We start from the raw sequence: 13,614 nt of genomic DNA, 5'->3' as shown, positions 1-13,614 counted from the left end.
AGGGTCCTGGTGAGATGCGTGGCAGACCCTTCGTGACGCGCCCTCCGCAAGCTCCGGGCGCTCCTCAGGGAGCAGGGGGAAGGTCGTTCTTTCGGATTAGGGAGCGGTGGGGTCACCACCGCTTCTCCCGCACGGAGAAGCGGTGGCGGGACCCTCAGTCGGCCCAGAGCGTCGACGGATCGGTCGCCTCGGTGGTCGGGCCCGTGGGGGTCTCCGGCTTGGTGCGCGAGAAGCGCGGTGCCACCTGGGCCTGGGTCACGCCGTCGATGTCGACGAGGTTGGCGCGGGCGGCCATGTGGGCGTCGGCAGGTGCCTCGGCGAAGGTGAGGACCGGCGAGGTGCAGGCGTCCGTGCCCTCGAAGACCGCGGCCCATTCGTCGCGGGTGCGCGACTTGAAGGTCTCGGTGAAGATCTCCTTCAGCTTCCCCCACTGGGCGATGTCGTTCTGGTCCGGCAGGTCGGCGTCGGTGAGTTCGAGGCCCTTGAGCAGCTCGGCGTAGAACTGCGGTTCGATCGCGCCGACCGCCATGTACTTGCCGTCCGAGGTCTCGTAGACCTCGTAGTACGGAGCGCCGGTGTCGAGCATGTTCACACCCCGGGTGTCGCTCCACAGTCCGGTGCCGCGGAACGCCCACATCATCTGTCCGAGAACGGAAGCGCCGTCGACCATGGCCGCGTCGACGACCTGCCCCCGGCCGGACACCCCGCGCTCGAGCAGTGCCGCGAGCACACCGACGACGAGGAACATCGAACCGCCGCCGAAGTCACCGGCCAGGTTGAGCGGGGGCACGGGACGATCGTCCTTGCGTCCGATGGCGTGCAGCATGCCCGTGAGCGAGATGTAGTTGATGTCGTGGCCGGCGAGGTTGGCACGGGGTCCGTCCTGTCCCCAGCCGGTCATGCGCCCGTAGACGAGGCCGGGATTGACCTTCTCGAGGTCGTCGGGTCCGAGTCCGAGCCGTTCCATCACGCCGGGACGGAAACCCTCGAGGATCACATCGGCCTTGGCGACGAGGCCGAGAATGGTCTCCCGGTCGTTGTCGTCCTTGAGGTTGGCCTCGACGACGCGTCGGCCGCGGAGCAGAGCATCGGCATTGCGGCCGGGCTTGGGCAGCGACCCCGGGCGCTGAACGCGCACGACGTCGGCGCCGAGATCGGCCAGCAGCATGGCGGCATGCGGACCGGGGCCGATACCGGCGAACTCGATGACCCGGATCGAACTCAGAGGGCCGGGCTTGCCGCTGTCGTGTGGTGTGGCACTGCTCATGGGTGTCGTCCTCCCGATCGTTGTTCGCGCACTGTGTCAGGTGTCACTGGATGCTCTCAGCATTCCACAACCGATCGAACGCTCGTCAGAGTGGTGGTTCGCGACATCTGGACGCGTTTTTCGCTCCGTTTTTCGGGCGAGACCGACACACTCGCAGGCACCATCGCTAGCATTGGTCGAATGACGGTGCCATCGGCGTTGGGGCAGTGCAACTGGCCAGACCTCGATGGGCAGGTGATCACCCTGCTGGTGCCCCTCGGTTCGGTCGAGCAGCACGGGCCCCACCTCCCGCTCGACACCGACACGCGTATCGCGTCGGCGATCGCCGAGCGCGTCTGCGGGCGATCGAAGGCCTCCGGACTCCTGTGCGCACCGGATCTGAACTACGGCGCCAGCGGCGAACACGAGGGCTTCGCCGGGACCATCTCGATCGGACACGAGGCGTTGCGCGGCCTCCTCGTCGAGTACGGCCGCAGTGCGTGCCGATGGGCGGCGCGCGTGGTGTTCGTCAACGGACATGGCGGGAACACCCGGACGCTGATCGAGGCGGTGACCCGACTCCGCTACGAGGGCCGGGACGTCGCCTGGTTCCCGTGCGCTTTCGAAGGCGCCGACGCCCACGCGGGATTCACCGAAACATCTGTGCTGCTGCATGTTTCGCCGTCCGTCGTGGATCCCGACCGTGCCGTGGCGGGCAACCGGGAGCCGGTGGGGGCGCTGATGGGGGCGATGCGGTCGGGCGGTGTCGCCGCCGTGAGTCCCAACGGTGTCCTCGGCGACCCGGAGGGCGCGAGCGCCGAGACGGGGGCGGGTCTGGTCGACGGGGTGACCGACCGCCTGTGGGCCGCCCTGGAGTCGTGGCAGATCGACGATCTGGGGCGCCTGGGATGACGGCCCTCGACGACTCGGCCCCACGACGCTGGGCCGGGAACCAGGACGCGGACGACGCCTCCGCCCGGGACGACTCGGAGTCCGTCGAACCCGGAGCGCACTCGGACGCCGACGCGCCTCCGGGGCCGCGCACCGATCTGCCCGACGGCTTCCAGGTGCAGATCGACCTGCGCTGTGCCAAGGCGGGCGACTTCCGGTATCTGGTCGGCGGTTCGCCGACGCGGCTGCTGCGCATGTCCGACACCGCACTCGGGATGACCTCCGAGGACGGTCGGATCGAGGTGTGCGACAACGTGACCCGACGACTGGCGCGCGCACTGCTGGACGCGGGGATCGCCAATCCCCGGCCCATGTTCGGGCCGCAGCCGCAGGACGTGACCGTGGTCGTCCCGGTCCGGGACAACCAGGTTGGCATCGATCGCCTGCTCGATGCCCTCGACGGGCTGACGGTCATCGTCGTGGACGACGGCTCCGCGACCCCGATCGTGGCGGACCGGCCCACGGCGCGGGTCCTGCGCTTCGACGACAACCGTGGTCCGTCCGCGGCGCGCAACGCGGGGGCGGAGGCCGCGACGACCGACTTCGTCGCATTCCTCGACTCCGACGTCGTACCCGACCCGGATTGGCTCACCATCCTGCTGACGCACTTCTCCGACCCCACGGTCGGGCTCGTCGCGCCGCGCATCGTCGGATTGCAGTCCGACGCGGCGGTGGCGTCCTCGCTGGCCGAGCGGTACGAGAACGGGTGGTCCTCCCTGGACATGGGACCCGAGGAGTCCGCGGTGGCGCCCTCGACCCGGACCCCGTATGTGCCCAGCGCCGCGATGGTGGTGCGGCGCAGCGCTTTCTGCGGTTTCGACGAGTCGTTGCGGGTGGCCGAGGACGTCGACGCGTGCTGGCGGATGCACGCGGAGGGGTGGCGGATCCGTTACGACCCGGTGGCTCGTGTGGCCCATGAGCACCGCGCCGACCTGCGCTCGGTGCTCTCGCGTCGCTGTTTCTACGGCACCGGCGCCGCGCACCTGGCCTCCCGGCACGGTGACCGGGCGGCGCCGATGAAGATGTCGGTTCCGATGGCCGCCGCGGTGGTCGCGTTGCTGTCGCGGACGCGGTTCGGTGCCGCCCTGGCGATGATCATTCTCACCCATCTGGCGGTTCGGATGCGGCGCCGGCTGGGCGATCTGCCGTCGGCCCCGCTGGTGTCGGCGCAGATGACCGGACGAGCGGCCGGGTTCGGACTGCTACAGGCCGCGGACGCCATCTGCCGTCACTATTGGCCGGTGGCGGTGTTGCTCGCCCTCGTGTCGAAGCGTTTCCGCACCCTCGCCGTGCAGGTGGCGATCGTCGAGGGGGTGGTGTCCTGGGTCCGGGATCTGCTCGCCGATCCGACCAGTCCGCCCACGCTCGGTCCGCTGCGCTACATCCTCATGCACCGGCTCGACGACCTGGCCTACGGTGCGGGCCTGTGGCAAGGCGTCATCACCCACCGAGACCCGGAAGCGTTGCGCCCGGTCATCTCTCGATGACGACGACCGACCGGTCGCTCACCGCTGACGTCGTCATCGTCGGCGCCGGCAGCGCCGGATGCGTGCTCGCCGAGCGGCTCTCGCGGAACCCCGACCGTGCGGTCGTGCTGCTGGAACGCGGTCCGGGAGGCCTGCCGACCCCCGCGGACCTCGAGCTGTCTCGGCTACCGATCGACGACGCCGCCCCGCACGCGGTCCGCCACGACACGAACCTCGGGGTGTCGGCTGCCCGCGGGTCGGCTCTCGGCGGTTCGTCGGCGGTGAACGGCGGGTACTTCCTCAGGTGGCATCGCGACGACTTCGGAACGTGGCCGGCCGGGTGGGGGCTTGACGCCATCGCCGATGCGTACGACGAACTGGACGCGCTCGGCGGCACCATGGGTGTCGAACCCGTCGCCGACGACGAACTCGGAGACGCCGGAACCGCTTTCGAGCGCTACTGGACGGCGCGGGCACCGGTCCGTCCGCTCGCGCTGCGGTGGCCGGTGGTCGGGCTCAACCGGGTGCCGATCAATCGGAGCGGGCTCGCGCGCCGCTCGGCGGCCGACGCGTACCTCGTCCCGGCGCTGTCGCGACCCAACCTCCGGGTCGTGACCGGTTGCACGGTGGACCGTGTGGCGTCGGCCGGGGGTACGACGGTGACGGGCGTGCACGCGGGCTCGCTCACGGTCGGCGCGGGCGAGGTGATCCTCGCCGCGGGCACCCTCGGCACCGCGGGGATCCTGTTGCGTTCGGAGTTGCCCGCACTTGCCATCGAGGGTCGCGCAGGTGCCCGTTCGCTGGGTGCCGGGGAGCATCGAGGCCTGGCGGTGTCGTACGCCAGGCGGACACCGGCGGGGCCGGGCATGGTGTTGCCGACCGTGGTGCACACCGACAGCGGTCTCGAAATACGTTGTTATCGAGATGATTTCGCCTCGTACATTCGTGGTCTGCGCGCGTGGGGTCCAATCGTCGAGGTGACCGCGATGAGGCATTCGGCGGTACGGATCGCCGCCGACGGCGCCGCAGTACGGATGGAGTTCGACGAACCCGACCCGGCTACCGCCATCGCGTTGCGGACGGCGGCCGCGGGAGTCGTGGAGATGCTGCGGGCGCCCGAGTTCGCCGACGTCGTCGTCCCGGGGAGCGTGCGGATCGCCGATCGGGCGGGGTTCTCCCAGCACGCGTGGGGGACGATGCCGATGGGCGTCCGGACCGATTGGCTCGGCGGGGTGTACGGGGTTCGCGGACTCCGGATCGTCGACGGGTCCATTCTGCCCACCAGCGGGCGCAGTGGCCCACACGCGACGATCATGATGATGGCGTGCCGGATCGGTGATGTCCTCGCGCAACGGTGAGGCGGTCGGGTCCGAACACCTCGCGGTTGCGGCCGGGTCTCTCTAGGGTGAGAGGCATGTCTGCGCCCACGCTGTCCGACCCGGCCGTCCGCGAATTCCTCACCAGCGGCACGAAGACCGGGCACCTCGGATACACCGCCGCCGATGGTCGACCGCTCGTCGTTCCGGTGTGGTTCGTCCTCGACGGCGACCGGATCGCGTTCAACACCGGGGCCACGACTGCCAAAGGCCGTGCGCTGTTGCGTGATCCACGTGTCGTGATGGCAGTCGACCTGCCCGAACCGCCGTTCGGGTTCGTGCAGGTGCAAGGCATCGCGCGGGTCACCGAAGCCCTCGACGAGGTGCGTCGCATCGCGACGATGTGCGGGGCGCGATACATGGGTGCCGAGCGGGCCGAGGAGTTCGGAGCCCGCAACGGGGTCCCCGGCGAGCTGGGGATCTGGATCGAGCCGAGCAAGGTCATCGCGAGCCTTGATGTCACTGCATGACCGCACACATGCGTTCCTGACGCCGACGCTGCCCAAGCAGTGCTGGGGGTTCATGATCGGGTCGGCGCTGTTCGCGCTGGGGTCGGCCCCCGGGCTGGCCCACTTGATGGGCGCCGGGTTCGCCAACAGCTGCTACTTCGTCGGCGCCTGGTTCTTCACCGCAGCCGGATTCATCCAGCTGATCCGCAGCGGTACCGTGGCCGAACTGCGGTCGTCGGCGCCCGGTTCGGTCATCCGTGCCGAATGGCTCACAGCAGCCACGCAATCGGTGGGTACGATCCTGTTCAACGTGTCGACCACGGGAGCTCTGGTCGCGCATACGATCTGGGGCGACCGGCACCTGGTCTGGACCCCGGACGCGGGCGGGTCCATCGCCTTCCTCATCAGTGGCGCGGTCGCCTTCGCCGGCTACACCCGCGCCACCGGACGCCGGTGGGATCTCCGCGATCGGGACTGGTGGTCGGTGCTGATCAACTGGATCGGGTGTGTCGCATTCGGGGTGTCGGCCGTCGGAGCATTCGTGACCAGGGGTGGCGTCACCGCCGACGCGGTGGCCGCGACGGTCGGTACGTTCGTGGGAGCGATCTGCTTCTTCCTCGCCTCATTGGTCGTTCTGCTGAAGCGGCACAACGGGTCCGGCTGAGGGCTCGACGGATTCCCGGCCGGGCTGCGGCGCGTCGGCGTCCGCGCGCTCGTCGACGGCGCTCTGGTGGGCCGAGAGTTCCCGGTCCAGCGCCGTGTCGAGGGCGCGGTCGAGTGCGGCGTGGGCGTTCTCGGTTCCGACTCGGCGCATCATCCCCAGCAGGTTCACCGCCCAGGCGACGTCGTCGTCGTTCTCCGGCAGCCAGCCCGGGCCCTTGCGTCGGTCCACCTCGTCATGCGCGGCAGCGAGCAGGATCTCGGCGGCTTCGTTGATCTTTGCGGTGAACCGTTCGTGGACATCTGCCAGCGCGGTGATCTGCACGCCCCGTCGCACGAGTTTCGCCAGGTTTCCGATGATGCGCGGGTCGATGGCCTCGTACACCCCATCGCGCGGGGTCTCGGAGATCACACCGGCTCGCACGAGAGCCGCGACCTGGGCATCGTCCAGCGGACCGAATCTCTCGTCGAGCTCGTCGCGGGTGATCTCCGGGCGTGACGTGCTCGACCAGTGCTCGTCGAGGATCTCGTTGAGCTCCAACGCATCCCCGATGCGGGCGCCGGGGTTCGTCATGAAGGTGGCGATGTGCTTGAGGGTGAACCCGCTCCCGAGCAGTTTGTTGATGGCCCGGAGGTTACGCAGGTGCTTCTCGGTGTAGATCGCGACGCGTCCGCGCCGCAGCGGCTGGGGGAGCAGCCCGCGTTCCTGATAGCCGCGGATGTTCCGGGTCGTGGTCCCGGACACGCGCGCCAGGTCGTCGATCCGGTACTCGGTCATCCCCTCACTGTAACGCTGCGGTGGCCGGAGTCCGAGCGTCCTGGTGAACGAGGATCCGGTAGTCGCGCAGTTCGACGCGGCGCAGCTGATTGACGTACTGGGTCGCGAAGCCGGGGTACATCGTCGCGTTGAACCCGTCGTCGGTCAGGTACCAGCTCTGGCATCCGGAGTTCCAGGTGGTCGAGGTCAGTCGACGCTGGATGTCCTGGTTGTATCGCTCCTGCGCCTCGGCGCGCACGTCGAGAGCCTTCCAGTCGTTCTCGAGCAGCTGGGTGACCGCTTCGGTGATGTAGTCGATCTGGGCCTCCATGTAGACCAGCGCGGAGCTGTGGCCCGGGCCGGAGTTGGGTCCGAACGTGAAGAACAGATTGGGATAGCCGGACACGGCGACGCTGCGGTACGCGAACGCGCCCCGGCCCCACTCGGACGCGAGGTCGCGGCCGTCGAGGCCGGTGATCGGGATCGGCGTCCCGGTCTTGGACACGTCGAACCCGGTCGCGAACACGATGCAATCGAACTGGTGCTCAACACCTTCGACGGTGCGGATGCCGCGTTCGGCGATGCGGGCGATCGGCCAGGTCACCAGTGTGCAGTTCGGTCGCTGGAGCGCGGGGTAGTAGTCACTGGTCATGAGCAGTCGTTTGCATCCCGCGGCGAAGTCGGGGGTGAGCTGCCGGCGCAGCCACGGGTCGTCGACCTGCGACCGCAGGTGCATTTTGCTGGCCGCCTCGACGACGCGGGTCAGGGGAGTGTTCCAGACGACGCCCAGCGCCACCGTCTCGTGACCCCAGAACCAGAGTGAACGCGCCAGTCGCTGGGTGCCGGGCACCGCCCGATAGAGCCGCTTGGTCGTCGCACGGGTCCGCACGTTCGCGCGGGGCAGGACCCAGCCGGGCGTGCGCTGGAAGACCTTCACCGACGCGGCGGTCTCGACCAGCTCCGGCACGATCTGGACCGCGCTCGCCCCGGTGCCCACGACAGCGACCTTCTTGCCGGTGAAGTCGTAGTCGTGATCCCAACGTGCGCTGTGGATCTTGTGCCCCTCGTAGTCCTCGATGCCGGGGATGTCGGGGAAGGAGGCGTTCGCGAGCGGACCCGAGGCCAGGACGACGGCGCGCGCCCGTACCGGTTCGTGCCCTTCGTCGAAGGTGATGGTCCACAGACCGTCGTCGGCGTTGTACTCCATCCCGGTCACCGTGTGGCCGAACCGGATGTGCGGTCCGATCCCGGAGTCGTCGACCATCGACCGGATGTAGTCGAGGATCTCGGCACTGCGCGAGTAGGTGTGCGACCAGTCCGGGTTGGGCGCGAAGCTGTAGGAGTACAGGCGCGACGGGATGTCGCACGCGGCACCCGGATAGGTGTTGTCGCGCCACGTGCCGCCGACCCGGTCGTCGCGTTCGAAGATCGCGAGGTCGTCGATTCCGTGCTCCCGGAGACGGATCGCCGCGCCGATACCGGCGAATCCGGCTCCGATGATGGCCACCGAGGTGTGCATCACCGCCGCCTCAGGCCGTCGGCTCGTAGGTGAGTTCCTGCGACCACGTGGGTGTTCGGTGGACCAGCCCGAACGGGATGCGATCGGTGAGCTTCACCAACGAGTCGGCGAACAGGTGGTAGGGCACGTTGCCTCGATTGATCACCGCCGCACCGTGGTACGCGACCACCTGGAACATGGGCAGGCGCCGCACGTACTCACTTCGATCTCCCACCGCCCGGTAGCGCTTCATCGCGCTGTACAGCCGTTCCTCGTCGACCCCCATCGCGACGATGTTGTCGCGCATCTTGTTCAGGAGCGGTACATAACTGAGAGCTCCGATCAGGAAGGTCGGCTTGACCCACCCGCCGACGAAATCGATCGTCCGTTTGCGCAACCCCGCGTGTCCGAGGATCTCCATCACCTCGAAGTCGACTGCGAGGTGCCGCGATTCATCGGAGTTGATCCGTCTGAACACCTCCTGGGCCACCGGGTCCTTGACCTCGTCGGTGATGAACTTGATCAGCGCGCCGTCGAGCGCGACCTCGAGCATCGGGATCACAGTTCCCAGAAAGGACAGGGACATGTCGTCGGAGTGTCGGTCGAGCCAGTTGATCACCAGCTGCACGTTGACATTCGGTGACGGGATCTCGTCGTCTGTTGCGTTCGGCCCGCTCGCTCCGCTCCCGGCGCCGCCGAGCATGCCCCACCTGCGCATCAGTGCCAGTTCGGCATTGGCATGCTTCTGTTCCTCGGCGTGGAAGTGTTCGTAGATGCTCTTCAGCGTCGGGGTCGGCGCCTTCTTGGCCATGGCCGCGAAGCCCCGTGCGCCCACGTTCTCGATCCACATCAGGTCACTCATGAAGGGCTTGAGCTTGGCGTGGAGGTCGGGGTCGATGAGCTCGGCGCCCGGTGCGTCCCAATCGATGTCGATCAGGGCCCATTGACGGTCCTTGATCTTCTGCAGCATGTTGTCGAGGTCGATGGCCATGAGAGTGGTCCTTTCGAGTGGTCGGTGGGCTGAGGTCGCCGGGTCAGGACGACGGCAGGAGGCGGTTGAGGAGTCCGAGTCCGCGGACGTAGGACGCCGGGAAGTGTCGTTTGAGATGCCAGATCACGCGCGCGTCCAGTTGCGGCAGGACGTAGAGACGTCCCAGATCGTGGGCGTCGAGTGTCGATGCGGCCACGCGCGCCGGGGACACCCCGGTCCAGCGCATCAGCGTCCCGGCGAGATCCTGTGCGTCCGAGGTGATCCGACCGTCGCGAGCCACGTTGGTCTTGACGAACGTGGGGCACAGAACCGTGACACCGACGCCGGCGGAGGCCAGCTCGGCGGCGAGTGTCTCGCTCAGCGAGACCACGCCGGCCTTCGACACGTTGTAGGGCGCCATCACCGGCGCCGCGGCGAAACCCGCGGCCGACGCGACGTTGATGATCCCGCCGCGGCCCGCTTCGCGCAGCATCGGTGCGAAGAGTTCGCACCCGTGCACCACACCCCAGAGGTTGATCCCGAGCGTCCAGTCCCAGTCGTCGAACCCGATGTCGCCGACCGGGCGGCCCCCGACGCCGACTCCGGCGTTGTTGACGACGAGGGTCGGTGGACCGTCGAAGGTGTCGCGGGTGAACGCCGCGAGCGAGGCCATCGCGGCCCGGTCGGCGACATCGCAGGTGAACGCATGGGCCACCCGCCCGGTCTGGGAGGTGACCAGCGACGCGGTCTCGTCGGCGCGTGTCTCGTCGATGTCGGCGCAGATCACCTCGCCTCCGCGCCGGCCGAGTTCGAGCGCGAACGCACGGCCGATCCCGCTCCCGGCACCGGTGACGAGCGCGCGAGGGTTCTGCGACACCGGATTCCGGAGGAACCGGCGCCGGATTCCGTCGACCGCGGTGATCATGACGCGTCCGCCTCGGTGGGCGAGGCCGGGACCGTCGCCGGAGACGGCCGGTCCGACGCCCGGTCGCCCAGGAACTCGGCCACCCGGCGCAGTGCGGCGTCGGCTTCTGGGCCGAGCCGGGGGAGGGCCTGGAAGACGTGCATCAGGCCCGGCCAGATCTCCAGCCGGCTGTCACCGCCGTGCGCGCTGAGTTGCTCGTGCAGGTGGCGGGCGTCGGCGCTGAGCATCTCGGCGCCGCCCGCCTGGATGAGGAACGGTGGAAGATCCCGTGCCGCCGCGAAATCCAGCGCGAGACGCGGGTCGTCGGCGGCAACGTCGCGGGTGTAGAGCGCCACCAGGCGGGCGGCAGCCGCAGCCGTGATCGCCGGGTCCCGCCGGATGCGTTCCTGGGTGCGCGCCAGCTCGAAGGTGAGGTCGATGAGCGGGGAGAACAGGACGACCGCGGCGGGTTGGGCGGCGCCGCCGTCCGCGCGCCGGAGGGTCAGATCGCAGGCCAGATGACCGCCGGCGGAGTCGCCGGCGACCACGATGTCGGCAGGAAGGAAGCCCTGGCGGAGCAGCCAGTCGAAGCCGTCGGCGACGTCCTCGGCGGCGGTGGGGAATCGGTGCTCGGGCGCCAGACGGTAGTCGACGACGAACACCGGTATCCCGGTCGCGAAAGAGAGCCGCGCGGCCAGCGACCGATGTGTGCGAGCCGAGCAGATACTGTACGCGCTGCCGTGGACGTAGTAGATCGCGCGGCGCCCCCGTCGGACATCCGGTCCGAGAACCCACTCGCCGCGAATGCCGTTCTCGCGGACCGGATACACGGTTGTTCCGGATGGCGTACGTCCGAGCGTGCGCATGATCGCGGCGATGAGACCGCGCGAGAGTCGGATGCCCAGCGGATTCAGTGGAATCGCGCCGGTGAACGTGCCGAGCCCCCACCTCGTCGCATGGGCGGTCACCGTGGCCCGTGCCGACGCGCGGGTCGGCAGCGGGGTCGGAGTCGTGCTGGTGTGCATCAACTCACACCATCAGCAACCGTGCCATTTGTCAATGGCACAATGCATGCGTCAGGGGTGGGCGGTGGGTTCGGAAGCCGCGCACGCCGCAGACCGGGCCGCGCGAGATGCTCGCGCGGCCCGGTGGTTCACCGCCCGTCAGTTCCGGGTGCTGCCCCCGGGCGCGGAGGACGCGGATGCCGTGGTCGGCGTTCCCGCGGTCTCGGGCTCCGCCGACATCACTTCGATGTCAGCGGTCATCCGTGCGAGCGCCGCGGGTCCGTAGATCAGGCGGGTCGGCACGAACTTCATCCCGAGCCAGTAGAGGAGCATGCCCATGCCCGCGCCGATGAACCACGTGAAGCTGGCCTGATACACGGTGCCGAAGATGACGACACCGATCGGGAGGATCGACGCGATGGCGGTGGCGCCGACGGCAACCGGGTTCCAGCCGTTGCGGTACCAGTAGGCGCCCTCGGGCCTCATGGTGAAGAGCTCGTCCACCTCGATCTTCTGCTTCTTGACGAGGTAGAAATCGGCGATCAGGATGCCGAACAGCGGACCGATGACCGCGCCGAGGGTGTCCATCGTGTAGTGGATCGCGGTCGGATTGTTGAAGAGGTTCCACGGCGTGATGAGCACCGAGCCGACCGCCGCGATCATGCCGCCGGTTCGCCAGCTGATCTTGGTGGGCGCGACATTCGAGAAGTCGAACGCCGGCGAGACGAAGTTCGCGACGATGTTGATCCCGATCGTGGCGATGGCGAAGGTGAGCACGCCCAGCACCGCGGCGGTCGTGTTGTCGATGCGATCGACGATGTGCACCGGATCGGTGATGATGTTGCCGTCCTCGTCGGTGCCGATGACCGTGACCGCCGCCGAGACCGTGCACACCACGAGGAGTGAGAAGAAGAGGAAGTTGACCGGCAGGCCCCAGAAGTTGCCCTTCTTCACCTCGCCGAAAGTGCGCCCGTACCGCGAGAAGTCACCGAAGTTGAGCATCGGACCGGAGAAATAGGAGATCACGAGTGCGATCGCGCTGATCATCATCGTGAACGACGACCAGCCCGAGAGTCCGTCGCCGACCGACAGGTCGAGACTCACGTTGTCCCAACCGGCCTCGACGACGAGGTAGGCCGCCAGCGCGATCATGACGACATACACTGCGGGACCGCAGAAGTCGATGAACTTCCGGATGGTCTCCATGCCGTTCCAGAACACGAACGCCTGCAGGATCCACATCAGGATGAAACCCGCCCAGCCGAGCGCGGACAAGCCGAGGAAACCATGCTGTTCGACATCGCCCCAGGGTTCGAGTCCGGGCCAGAACTTCAGCGCCAGGAGCCCGAAAGCGACTGAGGCGAGATAGGTCTGGATGCCGTACCAGACGACCGCGATCACGCCGCGGATGATCGCCGGGATGTTGGCTCCCTTGACGCCGAACGAGACCCGGGTCGTCACCGGGTAGGGAACGCCCGCCATCTGGGACGGCTTCGCGACCAGGTTGCACAGGATGTTGACGGCCACGATGCCCACCACGAGCGCCACCAGCACCTGCCAGGCCGCGATGCCCAGCGCGAAAAGGCTGCCCGCGAACACATAGCCGCCGACGCTGTGCACGTCGGACATCCAGAAGGCGAAGATGTTGTACCACGTCCACTTCTGTTCCTTCAGTGGCGCGAGATCGGTGTTGGTGAGGCGGTCGTCGTACGTGGCCTTGATGACGCTCTCGCCGGCGGCGCCGGTGTGGGACGTGGCCGCGAGTACCTGCGGTCCGGGCGTCCCGGAGGGTGGTGTGGACATTGGCGTTCTCCTGGTCCTGGTCAGCGGCCGGGGTCGGAAGTCATACGGGGAGCACGCTGATGGGAGAAATGTAAGAACGGATTGTTACCCCGCGATGAACGGGCAGATATATTTCGCCGGGGCTCAGTCGTGGCGGACGTCGAGGAGTGCGGCGGTCTCGATGACGGCGCTCTCGAGGCGCTGGTGGTGACGGAGCGCGACGTCGAGAACCGACGCGGTGTCCCGGTCGTCGAAGGCCGCGAGTAGTTCGGCGTGGTCGGTGTTCAACGCCTGCTGGGGCTCGGCGGTCACCGATCTCATCACCTGGAACGGCTCGGTGAGATTCCAGGTCGCCTCGAACTGTGAGATTCAGATCAACGGCAGAATCTCCAAGTCAATGTCGACCAGCCAACCTGCGGTTTTGCGTTGCGATCGGCCTGAACGAAGTTGATTAATCCAGGTGTAGATCAGATTTTCTCCCGTGCCCACTACGCCGCCGCGCCCTGGTGTTCGCCAATCGACGGTGCTGGGGACCGCGGCCCAACTCCAAC

12 protein-coding genes and 1 pseudogene are annotated in these 13,614 nt (G+C 68.1%); 5 read left to right on the top strand and 8 right to left on the bottom strand.

Annotated elements, in window-relative coordinates:
* Positions 1–154: 154 nt before the first annotated feature.
* Positions 155–1,267 carry a CaiB/BaiF CoA-transferase family protein gene (locus Q9R39_RS03270; protein ID WP_058252357.1) on the bottom strand — a complete coding sequence of 371 codons (1,113 nt, stop codon included), beginning with the start codon at positions 1,265–1,267 and terminating at the stop codon, positions 155–157.
* Between the two features lie 180 nt (positions 1,268–1,447).
* Between Q9R39_RS03270 and mftE the strand changes: the two genes are divergently transcribed.
* From mftE to Q9R39_RS03245, 5 genes are read left to right on the top strand one after another with little or no spacing between them, the layout of a single operon-like run.
* The gene (mftE, locus tag Q9R39_RS03265) at positions 1,448–2,158 is read left to right on the top strand and encodes a mycofactocin biosynthesis peptidyl-dipeptidase MftE (RefSeq protein ID WP_058252356.1); all 711 of its coding nucleotides are present in this window, start codon (positions 1,448–1,450) and stop codon (positions 2,156–2,158) included.
* Positions 2,155–3,684 (top strand): mycofactocin biosynthesis glycosyltransferase MftF, encoded by a 1,530-nt coding sequence (mftF, locus tag Q9R39_RS03260; protein WP_078113117.1) that lies wholly within the window; start codon positions 2,155–2,157, stop codon positions 3,682–3,684. The genes mftE and mftF overlap by 4 nt, the downstream gene beginning before the upstream one ends.
* On the top strand, positions 3,681–5,021 hold the full coding sequence (gene mftG, locus Q9R39_RS03255; RefSeq protein WP_311277100.1) for a mycofactocin system GMC family oxidoreductase MftG: 1,341 nt from the start codon (positions 3,681–3,683) through the stop codon (positions 5,019–5,021). Before mftF ends, mftG begins: the two co-directional genes overlap by 4 nt.
* A 56-nt stretch (positions 5,022–5,077) precedes the next feature.
* The gene (locus Q9R39_RS03250) at positions 5,078–5,509 is read left to right on the top strand and encodes a PPOX class F420-dependent oxidoreductase (RefSeq protein WP_078113115.1); all 432 of its coding nucleotides are present in this window, start codon (positions 5,078–5,080) and stop codon (positions 5,507–5,509) included.
* On the top strand, positions 5,496–6,152 hold the full coding sequence (locus Q9R39_RS03245; protein ID WP_176455926.1) for a hypothetical protein: 657 nt from the start codon (positions 5,496–5,498) through the stop codon (positions 6,150–6,152). The genes Q9R39_RS03250 and Q9R39_RS03245 overlap by 14 nt, the downstream gene beginning before the upstream one ends.
* Here Q9R39_RS03245 and Q9R39_RS03240 read toward each other — a convergent pair.
* The 7 genes and pseudogenes from Q9R39_RS03240 to Q9R39_RS03210 form a co-directional block, all read right to left on the bottom strand.
* On the bottom strand, positions 6,111–6,926 hold the full coding sequence (locus Q9R39_RS03240) for a MerR family transcriptional regulator (protein WP_242697054.1): 816 nt from the start codon (positions 6,924–6,926) through the stop codon (positions 6,111–6,113). The genes Q9R39_RS03245 and Q9R39_RS03240 overlap by 42 nt on opposite strands.
* Before the next feature lie 4 nt (positions 6,927–6,930).
* Positions 6,931–8,424 (bottom strand): NAD(P)/FAD-dependent oxidoreductase, encoded by a 1,494-nt coding sequence (locus Q9R39_RS03235; RefSeq protein ID WP_078113114.1) that lies wholly within the window; start codon positions 8,422–8,424, stop codon positions 6,931–6,933.
* 10 nt (positions 8,425–8,434) lie between these two features.
* Entirely contained in the window at positions 8,435–9,394 is a 960-nt protein-coding gene (locus Q9R39_RS03230) for a ferritin-like domain-containing protein (RefSeq protein ID WP_311277099.1), read from the bottom strand.
* A 43-nt stretch (positions 9,395–9,437) separates the two neighbouring features.
* Positions 9,438–10,298: an SDR family NAD(P)-dependent oxidoreductase gene (locus tag Q9R39_RS03225; protein ID WP_311277098.1), complete on the bottom strand. Its 861-nt coding sequence runs from the start codon at positions 10,296–10,298 to the stop codon at positions 9,438–9,440.
* Positions 10,295–11,302 carry an alpha/beta hydrolase gene (locus tag Q9R39_RS03220; protein WP_311277097.1) on the bottom strand — a complete coding sequence of 336 codons (1,008 nt, stop codon included), beginning with the start codon at positions 11,300–11,302 and terminating at the stop codon, positions 10,295–10,297. The genes Q9R39_RS03225 and Q9R39_RS03220 overlap by 4 nt, the downstream gene beginning before the upstream one ends.
* Before the next feature lie 138 nt (positions 11,303–11,440).
* Positions 11,441–13,084 (bottom strand): NCS1 family nucleobase:cation symporter-1, encoded by a 1,644-nt coding sequence (locus Q9R39_RS03215; RefSeq protein WP_311277096.1) that lies wholly within the window; start codon positions 13,082–13,084, stop codon positions 11,441–11,443.
* Between the two features lie 123 nt (positions 13,085–13,207).
* Positions 13,208–13,432: pseudogene (locus tag Q9R39_RS03210) on the bottom strand (GntR family transcriptional regulator); the annotation flags it as partial.
* Positions 13,433–13,614 lie beyond the last annotated feature (182 nt).

The organism is Gordonia sp. AC31 (genome assembly GCF_031844505.1).
GTDB lineage: Bacteria > Actinomycetota > Actinomycetes > Mycobacteriales > Mycobacteriaceae > Gordonia > Gordonia hongkongensis.
The sequence above is the reverse complement of the archived record's forward strand: the minus strand, read 5'-3'. Positions and strand labels throughout refer to the sequence as shown.